The sequence below is a fragment of the Vibrio sp. 779(2023) genome (assembly GCF_033344285.1).
Classification (GTDB): Bacteria; Pseudomonadota; Gammaproteobacteria; order Enterobacterales; family Vibrionaceae; genus Vibrio; species Vibrio alginolyticus.
Window position 1 is genome coordinate 235,722 of sequence record NZ_JAWPOM010000004.1, and the last position, 15,264, is coordinate 250,985.

The 15,264-nt window shown below is 44.9% G+C and carries 17 protein-coding genes; 1 reads left to right on the forward strand and 16 read right to left on the reverse strand.

The window, feature by feature from the left end; all coding sequences use genetic code 11:
• Window positions 1-375: 375 nt before the first annotated feature.
• From R8O70_RS08195 to trmJ, 12 genes are all read right to left on the reverse strand, one after another.
• Complete coding sequence (locus R8O70_RS08195; RefSeq protein ID WP_017633913.1) at window positions 376-1,503, reverse strand: bifunctional tRNA (adenosine(37)-C2)-methyltransferase TrmG/ribosomal RNA large subunit methyltransferase RlmN; 1,128 nt, start codon at window positions 1,501-1,503, stop codon at window positions 376-378.
• A gap of 372 nt (window positions 1,504-1,875) precedes the next feature.
• Window positions 1,876-2,301 (reverse strand): nucleoside-diphosphate kinase, encoded by a 426-nt coding sequence (gene ndk, locus R8O70_RS08200; RefSeq protein WP_042521171.1) that lies wholly within the window; start codon window positions 2,299-2,301, stop codon window positions 1,876-1,878.
• Window positions 2,302-2,396: 95 nt separating this feature from the next.
• A complete protein-coding gene (gene pepB, locus R8O70_RS08205; protein WP_151514537.1) occupies window positions 2,397-3,695 on the reverse strand; it encodes an aminopeptidase PepB in 1,299 nt (432 codons plus the stop codon).
• A 161-nt stretch (window positions 3,696-3,856) separates the two neighbouring features.
• On the reverse strand, window positions 3,857-4,051 hold the full coding sequence (gene iscX / locus R8O70_RS08210) for a Fe-S cluster assembly protein IscX (protein ID WP_005381711.1): 195 nt from the start codon (window positions 4,049-4,051) through the stop codon (window positions 3,857-3,859).
• A 44-nt stretch (window positions 4,052-4,095) separates the two neighbouring features.
• A complete protein-coding gene (fdx, locus tag R8O70_RS08215; protein WP_005381713.1) occupies window positions 4,096-4,434 on the reverse strand; it encodes an ISC system 2Fe-2S type ferredoxin in 339 nt (112 codons plus the stop codon).
• Between the two features lie 13 nt (window positions 4,435-4,447).
• The gene (gene hscA, locus R8O70_RS08220; protein WP_053302969.1) at window positions 4,448-6,301 is read right to left on the reverse strand and encodes a Fe-S protein assembly chaperone HscA; all 1,854 of its coding nucleotides are present in this window, start codon (window positions 6,299-6,301) and stop codon (window positions 4,448-4,450) included.
• 21 nt (window positions 6,302-6,322) lie between these two features.
• On the reverse strand, window positions 6,323-6,838 hold the full coding sequence (gene hscB, locus R8O70_RS08225) for a co-chaperone HscB (RefSeq protein WP_033905803.1): 516 nt from the start codon (window positions 6,836-6,838) through the stop codon (window positions 6,323-6,325).
• A gap of 55 nt (window positions 6,839-6,893) precedes the next feature.
• Window positions 6,894-7,217 (reverse strand): iron-sulfur cluster assembly protein IscA, encoded by a 324-nt coding sequence (gene iscA / locus R8O70_RS08230; RefSeq protein ID WP_005381717.1) that lies wholly within the window; start codon window positions 7,215-7,217, stop codon window positions 6,894-6,896.
• 70 nt (window positions 7,218-7,287) lie between these two features.
• Window positions 7,288-7,671 (reverse strand): Fe-S cluster assembly scaffold IscU, encoded by a 384-nt coding sequence (gene iscU / locus R8O70_RS08235; RefSeq protein WP_005381718.1) that lies wholly within the window; start codon window positions 7,669-7,671, stop codon window positions 7,288-7,290.
• A 38-nt stretch (window positions 7,672-7,709) separates the two neighbouring features.
• The gene (locus R8O70_RS08240) at window positions 7,710-8,924 is read right to left on the reverse strand and encodes an IscS subfamily cysteine desulfurase (protein ID WP_025768862.1); all 1,215 of its coding nucleotides are present in this window, start codon (window positions 8,922-8,924) and stop codon (window positions 7,710-7,712) included.
• Between the two features lie 28 nt (window positions 8,925-8,952).
• Window positions 8,953-9,459: a Fe-S cluster assembly transcriptional regulator IscR gene (gene iscR, locus R8O70_RS08245; protein ID WP_005381720.1), complete on the reverse strand. Its 507-nt coding sequence runs from the start codon at window positions 9,457-9,459 to the stop codon at window positions 8,953-8,955.
• 125 nt (window positions 9,460-9,584) lie between these two features.
• Window positions 9,585-10,304, reverse strand: a complete 720-nt coding sequence (trmJ, locus tag R8O70_RS08250) for a tRNA (cytosine(32)/uridine(32)-2'-O)-methyltransferase TrmJ (protein WP_005383693.1) — start codon at window positions 10,302-10,304, stop codon at window positions 9,585-9,587.
• 231 nt (window positions 10,305-10,535) lie between these two features.
• Between trmJ and suhB the strand changes: the two genes are divergently transcribed.
• The gene (gene suhB / locus R8O70_RS08255) at window positions 10,536-11,339 is read left to right on the forward strand and encodes an inositol-1-monophosphatase (RefSeq protein ID WP_005381722.1); all 804 of its coding nucleotides are present in this window, start codon (window positions 10,536-10,538) and stop codon (window positions 11,337-11,339) included.
• Between the two features lie 70 nt (window positions 11,340-11,409).
• On the opposite strand, the gene R8O70_RS08260 is transcribed toward suhB, so the two are convergent.
• The 4 genes from R8O70_RS08260 to secD all read right to left on the reverse strand — a co-directional run bounded on the left by R8O70_RS08260 (window position 11,410) and on the right by secD (window position 15,262).
• Window positions 11,410-11,721 (reverse strand): hypothetical protein, encoded by a 312-nt coding sequence (locus R8O70_RS08260; RefSeq protein WP_017633920.1) that lies wholly within the window; start codon window positions 11,719-11,721, stop codon window positions 11,410-11,412.
• A gap of 141 nt (window positions 11,722-11,862) precedes the next feature.
• On the reverse strand, window positions 11,863-12,279 hold the full coding sequence (locus tag R8O70_RS08265; RefSeq protein ID WP_017633921.1) for a hypothetical protein: 417 nt from the start codon (window positions 12,277-12,279) through the stop codon (window positions 11,863-11,865).
• A gap of 164 nt (window positions 12,280-12,443) precedes the next feature.
• A complete protein-coding gene (gene secF / locus R8O70_RS08270) occupies window positions 12,444-13,391 on the reverse strand; it encodes a protein translocase subunit SecF (protein ID WP_005383689.1) in 948 nt (315 codons plus the stop codon).
• A 14-nt stretch (window positions 13,392-13,405) separates the two neighbouring features.
• On the reverse strand, window positions 13,406-15,262 hold the full coding sequence (gene secD, locus R8O70_RS08275; protein ID WP_005381724.1) for a protein translocase subunit SecD: 1,857 nt from the start codon (window positions 15,260-15,262) through the stop codon (window positions 13,406-13,408).
• Between the last annotated feature and the right edge of the window lie 2 nt (window positions 15,263-15,264).

Genomic DNA, 15,264 nt, shown 5'->3' on the forward strand with positions numbered 1-15,264 from the left:
AAGCCTCTTTAAAAGATAGCTAGCCTAAACGCGTTAACCAAAAATAATAATTTTAAGAAACTCTCAGCGATCTGAGTGCGAATACCCGTTTTGCAAAAATCAGCAAAACGTATGTGAGAAAGTGCTGAGAATTATCGGTGTCATCGTTAGTGTTACATATCATGATAAGCGAATGCGCAACGAAGACAAAAACTCTTTACACTCAAACTAACAGATAGCTCAAGCTTTTGTCCAAACTTTGACAAAGGAATTCGAAATTATACCCAAATAACCTTAGGTTGAAGAGTGATAGTCCCAAATCTTGGCGAAAATGTCCTAAACAATAAACAAAATAGCCAGAGCGAATGGCTCTGGCTATTTTTGAATTCCGGTCGTTTATACAGCTTTCACTTCAATGGTATCGGCACCGCGTGACGCTTTCAGCATTGCCGTACGTTTAGTTCGGTCAATTACATCACCGACCAACTGACCACATGCGGCATCAATGTCATCACCACGTGTTTTACGAACCGTAACTGTGTGCTCGTATTGCATCAATGTTTTTTGGAAGCGATCAATACGTGAGTTACTTGGTTTCTTGTAAGGTGAACCTGGGTACGGGTTAAACGGAATCAAGTTAATCTTACATGGTGTGTCTTTCATCAATTCAGCCAGCTCGCGTGCATGGTCCATGTCATCGTTCACATGATCAAGCAACACGTACTCGACTGTTACCTTGCCACGGTTTGCATTCGATGAAGCAATGTAACGACGAACGGATGCTAGGAAATCTTGAATATCCCAACGATCGTTAATCGGCATGATTTCACTACGCAGCTTATCATTTGGCGCATGAAGAGAGATCGCCAACGCAACGTCGATTTTGCCCGTCATCTGATCAAGACCAGAAACCACACCTGATGTTGATACGGTTACGCGACGCTTCGACAAACCAAAGCCAAGATCATCCAACATTAACTCCAGTGCTGGAATCAAGTTCTTCATATTAAGAAGCGGCTCACCCATGCCCATCATCACCACGTTCGTAATTGGGCGACGGCCTGTTTCTTTCTCAAGACCAATTTCACGTGCAGCACGCCACACCTGGCCGATGATCTCTGAAACTTTCAAGTTACGGTTAAAACCCTGCTGTGCTGTTGAGCAGAACTTACATTCCAATGCACAACCTACTTGAGAAGATACACAAAGCGTTGCGCGATCATCTTCTGGAATGTAAACCGTTTCTACATCCTGATCACCAACCTTCATTGCCCACTTGATCGTGCCGTCTGAAGAATGCTGAGCTTCTGCTACAGTTGGTGCTTTAATTTCACACTTGTGTAAAAGCTTTTCGCGCAGCTTCTTGTTGATGTTTGTCATTTTTTCGAAGTCATCTACACCGAAATGGTAGATCCACTTCATAACCTGATCGGCACGAAACGCTTTCTCGCCAAGTTCTTCCGCGAAAAACTGACGCATGCCTTTGCGATCAAAGTCGAGTAGATTGATTTTTTCAGTGGTCATGTTGCCTCTCAATGACTGAAACAAGAATAAGGGCGCGAATTGTACAGCCTTTATTCAGCTACAACAAGGGGTGTAAGACCCTGAGTTTGCTAAGGCATTAAAATAAAAACGATTAAATTTTAATCAGACTTTACGGTGAGAATAATGATTAGACAACCGACAGCAAAAGCGTAGAAGTGGTGCAGAGAAAGCAGTGAGAAGAAACACACGTAACTAAGCTTTCCCCCTGTAAGGTGCTCAGATTAGCCAACGTCTTCGCGAGTACTTACGAATGAACTCGCCGATGAAATGGAGAACACGGAATAAAAAACCTCGGACAAATCCGAGGTTGTTACGAACTAGATCATCACGCAAAAGTGATGCATGAACGAGTTAGCGAGAGAAAACTTCTGATTCAGGGAAGAAAAACTCAATTTCACGAGCGGCAGACTCAGGGCTATCGGAACCATGAACTGAATTGTGACGCATGCTGAGTGCGTAATCAGCACGCAAAGTGCCGCATGCCGCTTCCTCTGGGTTGGTTTTACCCATTAGCTCGCGGTAACGTGCAATCGCATTTTCACCTTCCAATACCTGAACCATAATAGGACCAGATGTCATGAACTCTTTTAGAGGAGGGAAAAACTCTTTACCTTCATGCTCTGCATAAAAGCCGCTTGCCTGATCTTCTGTCAGGTGAACCATTTTGGCAGCGATGATACGTAGGCCAGCCTTTTCAATACGATTGTAGATTTCACCAATTAGGTTTCGCTCTACAGCATCAGGCTTAATGATTGAAAATGTTCTTTCTAGAGCCATAAAATTTCCTTTCTGTACTTGTAATAATAGTTGTGCTTTTAAAGTGACTTACTGGGTAAGAGCAGCACTCAAACAAGAGAGTGCTGCAATCAATCTTATTTTCCAGCTTGCTCATTGAGGAAACGAGCAAGTGTACGGACACCCATACCCGTTGCTCCCGCAGCCCATTTATCAGAAGCGGCTTTACGATACGTACCCGCACAGTCGAAATGTAACCAGCCTTTTTTGTAGTCCTCAACGAAGTAAGACAAGAACGCAGCTGCAGTACTTGCACCTGGAGAATAATCACCAGAGCTGATATTCGATAAATCGGCAAAATTAGATGGCAACATTTCTCGATGGAAATCAGCAAGTGGTAGCGGCCACAAGCCTTCTTTTTCCTGGCTTGCCGCCGTAAGCGCTTGATGCGATAGCTCATCATCAAAGCTCATTAGCGCATGGTAATCGTTACCTAACGCATTCTTCGCTGCGCCTGTTAGCGTCGCGCAGTCAATGATTAACTCAGGCTTTTGCTCACTGGCGTAGATAAGACCGTCTGCAAGCACCAAGCGACCTTCCGCGTCGGTATTCATAATCTCAACGGTTTTGCCGTTTTTGTAAGTGATGATGTCGCCAAGCTTAAGGGCACGGCCAGAAACCATGTTCTCAGCACAACACAAGATCAGTTTTACGCGCTTGTTTAAACCGCGCAAGATAGCTAATCCTAGGCCACCAGTGATAGTACCCGAGCCACCCATATCTGCTTTCATAGCACTCATGAAGGTAGAAGGCTTCAAGCTGTAACCACCGGAATCAAAGGTGATGCCTTTACCCACAAGACATGCGAATACAGGTGCGTTTTCGTCACCAGTTGGGTTGTAGTCTAACTGAAGCATCGCAGAAGTACGCTCAGAACCACGGCCTACTGCGTAAATACCTTCCCAACCTTCTGCCAACAAGTCTTTGTCTTTGACGATACGTGCTGTCACCGTGCCTTTCGGCGCAACAGATTTGATGAATTCAGCAGCCATTGTCGCTAGCTGACGAGGAGCAACTTCTTCTGCCGTTTTGTTGATAATATCGCGGGTAAAATCAGTCGAAGTAATACGAGCTTGAAGCTCTGCTTGATCTTCATCAGACAATGCTGCCCACTCAACTGAGCCATGTTTTTTAGGGTTACGGAACCCTTGGTGGAAAGCCCATACGCTCTCTAGATCCCAGTTATCACCAGAAAGAAAAATAGAACGAATTCCTTGGCCATCTAGCTGACGAGCTGCACGTTGAATTGCGCCGAGATCATGACCTTCACCTAAGTGAATAGTTGCGCCGTTTTCAGCGAATGAAAGCAGTGCTTTTTCACCCCAATGTGGTGCTGCCGACTCTTGACTTAAAAATACAGACATCTGTGTAGACATGGTTTCTCCTTGTCTTATAGCAGCGTTGCCTACGCTGCTTCTTTTTAATAACTCACGGATGTTAGCATTATGTAGGGCAAAAATGTCAATTGGATAAAAAAACGGACCTAAAGGTCCGCTTTTTTTAGTAAGAATTGTTAACTAGGCTGTGTTTTACAGACTTAGTCCGCTTCGTCCATCCAGCACATGATAACGGCTTCTAGAATCTTTTCATTAGAACGGTTTGGCTCATCGTCAAACTCATCTAACTCCATGATCCATTGATGAAGATCGGTAAAACGCACTGTTTTTGGATCGACATCTGGAAACTTGTCACAAAGTTCAATCGCGATATCGCGAGAATCTGTCCATTTCATTGCTCATCTTCCTTTTGCTTCTTCCCTATATTGGGAAGATAGTTTTAGTGATCTTCTGAAGCGTGGTTTAGTGTGTATTTAGGAATTTCTACCACCAAGTCTTCATCAGCAATTCTCGCCTGACACCCTAGGCGTGACTCAGGCTCTAGACCCCACGCTTTATCTAGCATGTCGTCTTCTAGTTCTTCACTTTCTTCTAGTGAATCAAAACCTTCACGGATGATTACGTGGCAGGTAGTACACGCACATGACTTCTCACACGCATGTTCAATACCGATACCGTTTTTTAGCGCTACGTCTAGAACGGTGTCACCAGAGTTTGCTTCCAACACTGCACCTTCTGGGCACAAATCGTCGTGTGGTAATACAATAATCTTAGGCATAACTACTTATCTCTTATATATCGTCTACTGATTGACCTGACAACGCAGCTCGAATCGATTTATCCATACGGCGTGATGCGAAATCTTGGCTCGCTTTATCGGTATCTTTAATGCCTTGCTCTATCGCATCTGCATCATCACCATTACGCAGCTCAATCAAGGCTTCGATGGCTTTAATCAAGTTTTGTTTCTCTTGTTCTGATAGTAAGTCATCACCATCAGCTTGCATCGCTGCAATCAAACCTTCTATCACTCGGTCGGCTTCAACACGCTGCTCAGCTAAGGCACGAGCTTGCATGTCTTCTTTTGCGTGCGTCATTGAATCACGCAACATATCCGCCACTTCATTGTCACTTAAGCCGTAAGAAGGTTTTACTTGAATCTCTGATTGAACACCAGTGCTCTTCTCCATTGCCGTAACAGAAAGAAGGCCATCAGCGTCAACTTGGTAAGTCACGCGAATATGTGCCGCACCCGCGGCCATCGGAGGAATACCTTTTAACGAGAAGCGAGCAAGTGAACGACAGTCATCAACCATTTCACGTTCACCTTGTACCACATGAACACTCATCGCCGTTTGGCCATCTTTGAATGTGGTAAATTCTTGCGCACGCGCAACGGGAATCGTAGTGTTGCGGGGGATGATCTTCTCGACCAAACCACCCATGGTTTCAATACCGAGCGACAGTGGAATCACATCAAGAAGCAACATTTCAGAGTCAGGCTTGTTACCCGCGAGAATGTCTGCTTGGATACCCGCGCCGATTGCAACAACTTCATCAGGGTTAATGCTTGTCAGGGGTGTGCGACCAAAAAACTCGCCTACCATTTCACGAACCAGCAATGTACGGGTTGAGCCACCGACCATGACTACTTCAAGTACATCTTCCGCATCTACATCCGCATCTTTCAGCGCACGGCGGCAAGACATCAGGGTTTTCTTCACTAGCGGACGAATCAGATCTTCGAACTGCTCGCGAGTCACGGTGCCTTTCCAACCAAAAACGTCAACGTCAACACTGTCTTGCTCAGAGAAAGCAATCTTAGCTTCAGTAGCAATGTTCAACAGTGTACGGTTCTTTTCTGCAGAAAGCGGCGCTTCTAGACCCGCTTGCTCCATTAAATAATCGGCAAATAGATGGTCGAAGTCGTCACCGCCTAATGCAGAGTCGCCACCTGTTGCTAATACTTCAAATACGCCTTTCGATAAACGTAGGATAGAGATATCAAAAGTACCGCCACCTAGATCGTAAACCGCAATCACACCTTCTTGACCAGAGTCTAGGCCATAAGCAATTGCCGCAGCGGTTGGTTCGTTAAGTAGACGGAGAACATGAAGACCAGCTAATTTCGCCGCATCTTTTGTACCTGCACGTTGCGCGTCATCAAAGTAAGCAGGAACGGTAATAACGACACCAGCTAACTCACCACCTAACGTATCTTCAGCTCGCTTACCCAATACTTTTAGGATGTCCGCAGATACTTCAATCGGGTTTTTGTCACCTTGAGGTGTTTGCAGAATTGGCAGGCCGTTTTCACTCTCTTTAAAACGATAAGGAAGTGAAGAGTAACGGGACTGAATGTCCTTTAATGAACGACCGATCAAACGTTTTACAGAGATAATCGTGTTCTCTGGTTCAAACTCTGCTTTGGCTTTGGCTTCGTGGCCGACCGTTAACGTTTCCTCAGCGTAATTAACGACTGAAGGTAAAATAGTACGGCCCTGCTCGTCCGCAAGTGGAGTTGCATCGCCGCTACGTACAGAAGCAACCAAAGAGTTGGTAGTACCTAAGTCGATACCCGCTGCTAACTTATGCTCATGAGGTGCCGAGCTTTGGCCCGGTTCTGCGATTTGAAGTAGTGCCATGATAGGTCCTTGTCACGCTTACTAGCCGAGGAGTTTGTCTTCGACTAGCTCAATTTCGTTCTTTAGTTTGGCAATGAATTTTAGCTTACGAACTCGGTCTGCGGCTTCAGCCCATAGACCATCATCAAGCTCTTGCTCGACGCTTGCCAGATGCTGTTTGTACATTTTGCTGACCTTAGAGTCGAAGTCAAAAAGCGCCGATTCAGGATCGGACTTGTCAGCAATCTCTTCCAGTTCTTCGCGCAGTTCCATTTGCTCCATTAAGAACATCGGATCTTGCATTGTTTGCTGTTCACCTCGGATCTCAACACCTTGCTCTGCGAGGATATACTCGGCGCGAGAAATAGGATTTTTCAGAACTTGATAGGCATCGTTGATTTGCGCCGCCTTTTGCACCGCCATCAAACGGTCACGTTCTGAGCCCGTTGCAAAGTTATCCGGGTGGAAGCGTTTTTGTAGCTCTCGGAACTGAGAAGAAAGAAGGCTACCATCCAGCTTAAACTGACTTGGTAGCCCAAATAATTCAAAGTGATTCATTAAGTTCGGGTCCTAGTAAAGCCTTCCGGACTCGTTTGCCCAGAAGGACAATCAATTAGACGTTGAAGCTTTCACCACAACCACATTCACTTTTCGCGTTAGGGTTGTTGAATTCAAAACCTTCATTCAACCCTTCTTTCACGTAATCCAATTCAGTACCATCTAGGTACACTAAGCTCTTTTGATCGATGATAATTTTCACTCCAGAGAGTTCAAATACTTCGTCTTCTTCATTGAGTTCATCAACAAACTCAAGTACGTATGCCATGCCGGAACAACCAGTCGTCTTCACTCCAAGACGTAAACCGATACCTTTGCCTCGGTTATCTAGGAATGCTCTTACGCGACTTGCCGCTGATTCTGTCATTGTGATGGCCATACTGCACCTTAGTCTGTCTAAATTTCGATTGGAATGGGAGCGTCAAAGCTCCCATTATATTACGGAATAATTATTCTTGGTGTTTTTTCTTGTAGTCAGCAACCGCTGCTTTGATTGCATCTTCAGCAAGAATAGAACAGTGAACTTTCACTGGTGGAAGCTCTAGCTCTTCAGCAATCTCAGAGTTTTTAATTGCTGCCGCTTCATCAACTGACTTACCTTTTACCCACTCAGTTACTAGTGAGCTTGATGCGATTGCACTACCACAACCGTATGTTTTGAACTTCGCATCTTCGATGATACCTTCAGGTGTCACTTTGATTTGAAGCTTCATTACATCACCACACGCAGGAGCGCCAACCATGCCGCTACCTACTGATGGATCTTCTTTATCGAATGAACCAACGTTACGTGGGTTCTCGTAGTGATCAATTACTTTTTCGCTGTATGCCATGATAAATTACCTCGAATCCTCTATTTCAATCCCTGAGATTAATGGTGAGCCCATTCAACAGTGCTCAAATCAATCCCTTCTTTGTACATATCCCATAGAGGAGACATGTCGCGTAGCTTAGTCACTGCAACGCGGATTTGTTCAATTGCGTAATCAATTTCTTCTTCAGTCGTGAAACGACCAAACGAGAAACGAACCGAGCTGTGAGCCAATTCGTCATCCATGCCTAGGGCACGAAGAACGTAAGAAGGCTCAAGGCTTGCAGACGTACAAGCACTACCAGAAGATACCGCTAGATCTTTAAGCGACATTAGTAGTGATTCACCTTCTACGAATGCGAAACTGATGTTTAGGTTGTGTGGTACACGCTGCTCAAAGTCACCGTTTACCGTCACTGCTTCTAAGTCTTTCACGCCATCAAAAAGACGGTTACGAAGCGCTAAAGCATGATCGTAATCTTTTTGCATGTCTTCTTTTGCAATGCGGAATGCTTCACCCATACCTACGATTTGGTGAGTAGGTAGTGTACCAGAGCGGAAACCACGCTCATGACCGCCACCGTGCATTTGCGCTTCAAGACGAATACGAGGCTTACGACGTACGTAAAGTGCACCGATACCTTTAGGGCCGTATACTTTGTGAGCAGAAAGTGAAATTAGATCAACTTTCATCTCTTGAACGTCGATTGGTAATTTACCTGCAGATTGCGCAGCGTCCACGTGGAAAACAATTTTACGCTCACGGCACAGTTCGCCGATCGCTGTAATGTCTTGAACCACACCAATCTCGTTGTTTACATGCATAATAGACACAAGCACGGTGTCATCACGCATGGCTGCTTTAAGCTTCTCTAGATCGATCAAGCCATTTGATTCTGGCTCAAGGTAAGTCACTTCAAAGCCTTCACGCTCAAGTTGACGGCATGGGTCAAGAACGGCTTTGTGCTCTGTTTTACAAGTGATGACGTGCTTGCCTTTCTTCGAGTAAAAGTGCGCTGCACCTTTAATTGCAAGGTTGTCTGATTCTGTCGCACCAGATGTAAATACGATTTCGCGAGGATCTGCATTTAGAAGGTCAGCAATTTGCTCACGAGCAGTATCGACCGCTTCTTCTGCCTGCCAGCCGTAACGGTGCGAACGTGACGCTGGGTTGCCAAATGTGCCATCCATTGTCATGTACTGAACCATTTTTTCAGCAACACGTGGATCAACTGGACATGTAGCGGAATAATCAAGATAAATCGGCAGTTTCATTCTCTACTCCAATGTAAAAAGCTGACCGCTAAGAGCGGACGTTTACACCGATGGGCGCGGCGGTTGTATTTTTGTTTGATAGCCCATGGGTTACCGCCAGATCAATGTCCTGACGATCAGAAATTTCGAGTACTTCATTGTCTGTCATCAACTCACCGAGAGTGATGTTATTCAAAAAGTCACTAATGCGAGAGCTTAGGTCACGCCACAGCGTGTGAGTAAGGCAACGTGTTCCACCTTGGCAATCTCCTTTACCTTGGCATTTGGTTGCATCTACTGACTCATCAACGGCAGCAATCACGGTACCAATAGCGATACTGTGAGCGTCGGCACCAAGTCGGTAACCACCACCAGGACCACGAACGCTGGCAACGAGACCTGCTTTACGCAATTTTGAAAATAGCTGCTCTAAGTAAGAGAGCGAGATCCCTTGACGCTCTGAAATATCAGCCAGAGGTACAGGGTTTTGTTGCGAATGCAGTGCCACATCCAGCATGGCTGTCACCGCATATCTTCCTTTAGATGTAAGTTTCATACCACACCGTATCCACATGGTTTGTAATGGTTAAGATTTTTCCATACCTGAGTAATTTGGTCAAGTATTTATTTGACCATTTTACTCAGGTATTCATCCTTACACCTAAAGTGGTTATTATTTACTCAGAACTTCTTTTCTATCGAAGTCAAAACGCCTCGTAGAATATTAAGTTCTTGGGTTTCTGGTCGAGCACGAGAGAACAAACGGCGCAACTTATTCATCACCTGTCCAGGTTGCTCTTTGTTAATAAACTGGGTCTCAACCATCACCTTTTCAAGATGCTCGAAGAACATTTCGAGTTCTCGATGACGCGGGTATTCTTCCGATTCATTTGGGGAAAACTGGCTTTGCTCTAAGTTCAAGTGTGCAACTCGCACTTCGTAACTGAGAGTTTGTACAGCCATAGCTAGGTTAAGCGAGCTGTACTCAGGATTAGCGGGAATACAAACATGGTAGTGGCACTTTTGTAGCTCTTCGTTTGTCAAACCAGTTCTTTCTCGGCCAAACACGAGCGCAACCGGATGCTTTCGGCCTTCAACTGCAAATTTCTCACCGCATTCACGTGGCTCGAGCATTGGCCATTCTAATGTACGAGAGCGGGCGCTAGAACCCACAACAAGGCCACAATCTTCAACCGCTTCTTCTAATGTGCCGACAATCTTTGCATTTTGAGCAATATCACCAGCACCCGCAGCTAAAGCAAGAGTTTGTTCATCCACTTCACATTGTGGATCGACTAATACTAGTTGGTTTAAACCCATCACTTTCATTGCTCGAGCTGCTGAGCCAATATTGCCTGAATGAGAGGTACCTACGAGTACAATTTTTACTTGATCCAACATCTGTGTTTGCTACCTAAATTAAAACCGCAGAATGTTATCATAGTTTTTTAAGACACCCTAGAGGCAAGCAGACCTCTCTTCTCATTCTTGGTTATTGTTCTCGTCCGCAGTATGCTCTGTACACTCAGTCGGCCGCAATTAGAGCAAAAAATAACCACTTCCCTTTTTGATTATCTCTGGTATACTCGCCGCCGCTTTCATTTGTTCTTTAACATCCGTTGGGAAATTCGTATGCATCCAATGCTAAACATTGCTATTCGCGCTGCGCGAAAGGCAGGCAATCATATTGCTAAATCATTAGAAAACACTGATAAAGTAGAATCTACTCTTAAAGGCACTAATGACTTTGTCACTAACGTAGACAAAGAAGCAGAATACATCATCATCGATACTATCAAGCAGTCTTACCCTGAGCACTGTATCGTTGCTGAAGAACAAGGTCTTATCGAAGGTAAAGATAAAGACGTACAATGGATCATCGACCCACTGGATGGCACCACTAACTTTGTAAAAGGTTACCCAACTTTCGCGGTTTCTATCGCTGTTCGTATTAAGGGCAAAACTGAAGTTGCTTGTGTTTACGATCCAATGCAAAACGAGCTATTCACTGCACAACGCGGTGCCGGCGCTCAACTAAACAGTGCACGTATTCGTGTTGCTCAACTAAAAGACCTTCAAGGTACTGTTCTAGCAACAGGCTTCCCATTCAAGCAGAAACAACACGCTGAGTCTTACATCAAGATCGTTGGTGCGCTATTCACTGAATGTGCTGATTTCCGTCGTAGCGGCTCTGCTGCTCTTGACCTTTGTTACGTGGCTGCTGGCCGTGTTGATGGTTACTTCGAGCTAGGCCTAAAACCTTGGGATATGGCAGCAGGTGAGCTTATTGCTCGTGAAGCTGGCGCAATCCTAACTGACTTTGCTGGCGGCACTGACTACATGAAGTCTGGTAACATCGTTGCTTCAAGCGCTCGTGGCGTAAAATCTATCCTTAAGCACATTCGCGAAAACGGTAACAGCGCGATCCTTAAGTAAGATTTGAAAGTCATATATAGCCCGTCACGCTGATGACTTTAGAAAGCCCCGCTCATTGAGCGGGGCTTTTTTATTTCGAACAATCAGCCTGTTTGTAGAAACGGTCGTAGTCAGATAAGTGGTCTATTTTTACGTGCTTAACCTTCCATATTTGTTCCTTCATTAAAAACTGCAGTGAAACCGTGACTGGCTGGTATACATCACCAAAGCCGTTTACAGAAAGACATCCAACTCCTCCATCCTCACTGTACTCTTCAAAGTAAGACAGCTCTGTAACCAAACTTGATGGGATAGATGATAAAAATGGAAATTGATGACCAAATTTTATTGGGTGAGACTTAATACTGTTCAGCTCTTCAATCGATAGATTTGGTCCTGCCATAGCTTCTACCACCTCTATATACTGCATCTTGTATAAATTATTACGTATATCAAGGTAAGTATCGTGGAGTGGACTTGCGATGCAGGGCGTTGAAACACTTAGTAAAACCGGAATAGGTAGAATTCTATTTAGCATAACCAACTAAACCCCAGCTTCACGGAGCGCTTGATCAATTTTACTCGGCTTAAATCTGTACTTACAAAGCCCCCACTCGCACTGCTCTAAAAGCTCACGGACATTTACCTGCCCAGTAACTCCAAAGGAAACAACACCAAAAAGAGAAACACTCCCACTGTATGTCAAAACACCATCACGAGTAGTTTTAAAAGTAACAGAAACGGCTTTTAATTTTATGCCCAGCTCTTCAACCATTTCTTTTGAAACTTCAAACTTAGTAAATCCAAGCTCACCAGATAAAGTTACTTTACCTGACTCATCAACTGCTAACTTGAACCTTTTCCCTCCAGTAACTAGCTTGGTGGTAACACCTTTATTGTGCTTGTAAGAAATCTCTACAAACTTCAGTAACTGTACTTTTATTTCAGCTTGCCTTGACATTATTTCCTCCCGAAATTGTTGAACATACTTCCGATATTCAACTCAATCAAAAAACTACAATTCAAGCTGGAAGTACCTCAAAAAAAAATGAAACTTTCAAATCTATCAGGCATAAAAAAACCGCTGATTGCTCAGCGGTTTTTGTTTTCGGTTCTCAATCTGCCTTATGGCATCTCGTCGAACTCTGCACCTTCTTTTTCTACTTGAGGTGGCATCAAGTGCTCTTTCTGGATACCCAGTTTCAGAGCCAGTGCTGATGCTACGTAGATAGAAGAGTAAGTACCTACAGTGATACCGAGTAAAAGTGCGGTTGCAAAGCCGTGAATCATAGCACCACCCTGCATGAACAGTGCAATTACCACGAACAACGTCGTACCAGATGTAATCAATGTACGGCTCAACGTCTGAGTGATTGAGGCGTCCATAATGTCTGAAGGTTCACCCTTACGCATCTTACGGAAGTTTTCACGAATCCGGTCAAATACAACGATGGTATCGTTGAGTGAGTAGCCCACAACCGTCAGTAGCGCAGCTACGATGGTCAGGTCAACTTCAATTTGTAGAAACGAGAAGACACCTAGCGTGATTATTATATCGTGAGCCAATGCCATTACCGCACCAGCCGCTAGACGCCATTCAAATCGCATCGATACATAAAGCAGAATACAGATCAGCGATACCAAGATCGCTAGGCCACCAGCTTCTGTTAGCTCATCACCAACGTTGGGACCTACGAACTCAATACGACGCATTTCTACGCTTTCGCCAGTACCATCTTTGATAGCACCAATGATTTGGTTACCTAGCGTTTCACCAGAAACGTCATCACGTGGACGAAGACGGACCATGACTTCACGAGCACTACCGAAGTTTTGTACTGTCGCATCGCCAAAGCCTTTTGAATCTAGTGCTGCACGAATCTCTTCAAGGTTTGCTGGCTGTTCAAAACCGACCTCGATAAGCGTACCGCCAGTGAAATCTAGACCCCAATTAAGCCACTTGGTTGACAAAGTGAAGATAGAAGCAGCAATCATTATAATTGAAAAAACGAATGCTACTTTCGACCAACGCATAAAGCCGATCGTCTTCTCTGCTTTTAGAATTTGAAACATATTAATTCCCAGCCTTAGATCGACAATTTATCAACGCGTTTGCCACCGTAGATCAGGTTCACGATACAACGTGTACCAATAATGGCGGTGAACATTGAAGTTAAGATACCGATAGATAGAGTAACTGCGAAACCTTTCACCGCACCTGTACCGACCGCAAATAGAATGATTGCAGTAATTAGTGTTGTGATGTTCGCATCAGCAATCGTGCTGAATGCATTCGCGTAACCTTGGTGAATCGCTTGTTGTGGACTACGTCCATCACGAATTTCTTCACGGATCCGCTCGAAGATCAGTACGTTCGCATCAACCGCCATACCGACTGTTAACACGATACCGGCTATCCCCGGAAGCGTCATGGTAGCGCCTGGAATCATCGACATAACACCAATGATAAGCACCAAGTTTGCCATTAGAGCGATGTTTGCAATCAAACCAAAGCCGCGGTAGTAAAGCAGCGTGAATAGCATTACGGCAACCATACCCCAGATACATGCTTGGATACCCATATCGATGTTTTGCTGGCCCATTGATGGACCAATGGTACGTTCTTCAACGATAGAGATAGGTGCAATCAGTGCACCAGCACGTAGTAAAAGTGCTAGGTTGTGTGCTTCTGCAGCAGAGTCGATACCTGTGATACGGAAGTTACGACCAAGAGCCGATTGAATCGTTGCTTGGTTGATGACTTCTTCATGCTTATCCAGAATAACTTTGCCTTCAGGCGTACGACGGCCACTGTCTTTGTATTCTGCAAACACGGTAGCCATTAGCTTACCAATGTTCTTCTTAGAGAACGCAGACATTTTATTACCACCTTCGCTGTCTAGCGAGATGTTAACTTGTGGACGACCATATTCATCAACACTTGAGCTTGCATCTGTGATGCTTTGACCGCCAAGAATAACGCGCTTCTTAAGCACAACTGGGCGACCATCACGGTCCATCTTGATTTCACTACCTGCTGGCGCACGACCATTTGCCGCTGCTGATAGGTCAGCTTTATCATCAACTTCACGGAATTCAAGCGTTGCCGTAGCTCCGAGAATTTCTTTTGCACGAGCAGTGTCTTGAACACCAGGCAGTTCAACTACAATGCGACTAGCACCTTGACGTTGAACCAATGGTTCCGCAACACCTAGTTCGTTGACACGATTACGTAAAATCGTAATGTTTTGCTCAACAGCATAGTTACGGATCTCTTGTAAACGTTGCTCAGTAAAGGTTGCAGTAAGAGCGTAACGGCCATTTGAATCAGAATCGACAAAAATCATGTCCGGGTGATTCTTTTCTAGCGTTGCTTTCGCTTCTGCTAATTGCTCTTCGTTACGCAACAACACTTCTACCGCTTCTTTTCCAGAAGGGCGGATTGCACGGTAACGAATCTTGGCGTCACGAAGTTCGCTACGGAAAGCTTCTTCTTGTTGACCAACAAGCTTTTCCATCGCTGCATCCATATCCACTTCCATTAAGAAGTGAACACCACCGCGAAGGTCAAGACCTAGCTTCAATGGTGACGCGCCAATCGCTTCTAGCCAATCGGGTGTAGAAGGTGCAAGGTTAAGTGCAACAATTGTGTCTTTGCCTAGCGCTTCGCTGATGACATCACGAGCACTGATTTGTGTGTCAGTGTCGTTAAAACGAACAAGAATTGATCCATCTTCGAGAGCAATGGATTTATGAGAAAGTTGCTCTTTGTTAAGAGCAGTAGTGACAGCATCCAGCGTTGACATATCTACAGAGGCGCCACGCGCCCCTGTAACTTGAATAGCCGGATCTTCACCGTAGATATTTGGAAGTGCGTATAACGCAGCGGTGATGATGGCAAAAAGCACCATCAAGTACTTCCATAATGGATAACGGTTTAGCACAG

What these genes read in the sequence shown, in the direction of transcription:
- R8O70_RS08195 (WP_017633913.1), bottom strand. Translation starts at nt 1,503, where the DNA reads ATGACCACTGAAAAAATCAATCTACTCGACTTTGATCGCAAAGGCATG.
- ndk (WP_042521171.1), bottom strand. Translation starts at nt 2,301, where the DNA reads ATGGCTCTAGAAAGAACATTTTCAATCATTAAGCCTGATGCTGTAGAG.
- pepB (WP_151514537.1), bottom strand. Translation starts at nt 3,695, where the DNA reads ATGTCTACACAGATGTCTGTATTTTTAAGTCAAGAGTCGGCAGCACCA.
- iscX (WP_005381711.1), bottom strand. Translation starts at nt 4,051, where the DNA reads ATGAAATGGACAGATTCTCGCGATATCGCGATTGAACTTTGTGACAAG.
- fdx (WP_005381713.1), bottom strand. Translation starts at nt 4,434, where the DNA reads ATGCCTAAGATTATTGTATTACCACACGACGATTTGTGCCCAGAAGGT.
- hscA (WP_053302969.1), bottom strand. Translation starts at nt 6,301, where the DNA reads ATGGCACTACTTCAAATCGCAGAACCGGGCCAAAGCTCGGCACCTCAT.
- hscB (WP_033905803.1), bottom strand. Translation starts at nt 6,838, where the DNA reads ATGAATCACTTTGAATTATTTGGGCTACCAAGTCAGTTTAAGCTGGAT.
- iscA (WP_005381717.1), bottom strand. Translation starts at nt 7,217, where the DNA reads ATGGCCATCACAATGACAGAATCAGCGGCAAGTCGCGTAAGAGCATTC.
- iscU (WP_005381718.1), bottom strand. Translation starts at nt 7,671, where the DNA reads ATGGCATACAGCGAAAAAGTAATTGATCACTACGAGAACCCACGTAAC.
- R8O70_RS08240 (WP_025768862.1), bottom strand. Translation starts at nt 8,924, where the DNA reads ATGAAACTGCCGATTTATCTTGATTATTCCGCTACATGTCCAGTTGAT.
- iscR (WP_005381720.1), bottom strand. Translation starts at nt 9,459, where the DNA reads ATGAAACTTACATCTAAAGGAAGATATGCGGTGACAGCCATGCTGGAT.
- trmJ (WP_005383693.1), bottom strand. Translation starts at nt 10,304, where the DNA reads ATGTTGGATCAAGTAAAAATTGTACTCGTAGGTACCTCTCATTCAGGC.
- suhB (WP_005381722.1), top strand. Translation starts at nt 10,536, where the DNA reads ATGCATCCAATGCTAAACATTGCTATTCGCGCTGCGCGAAAGGCAGGC.
- R8O70_RS08260 (WP_017633920.1), bottom strand. Translation starts at nt 11,721, where the DNA reads ATGGCAGGACCAAATCTATCGATTGAAGAGCTGAACAGTATTAAGTCT.
- R8O70_RS08265 (WP_017633921.1), bottom strand. Translation starts at nt 12,279, where the DNA reads ATGTCAAGGCAAGCTGAAATAAAAGTACAGTTACTGAAGTTTGTAGAG.
- secF (WP_005383689.1), bottom strand. Translation starts at nt 13,391, where the DNA reads ATGTTTCAAATTCTAAAAGCAGAGAAGACGATCGGCTTTATGCGTTGG.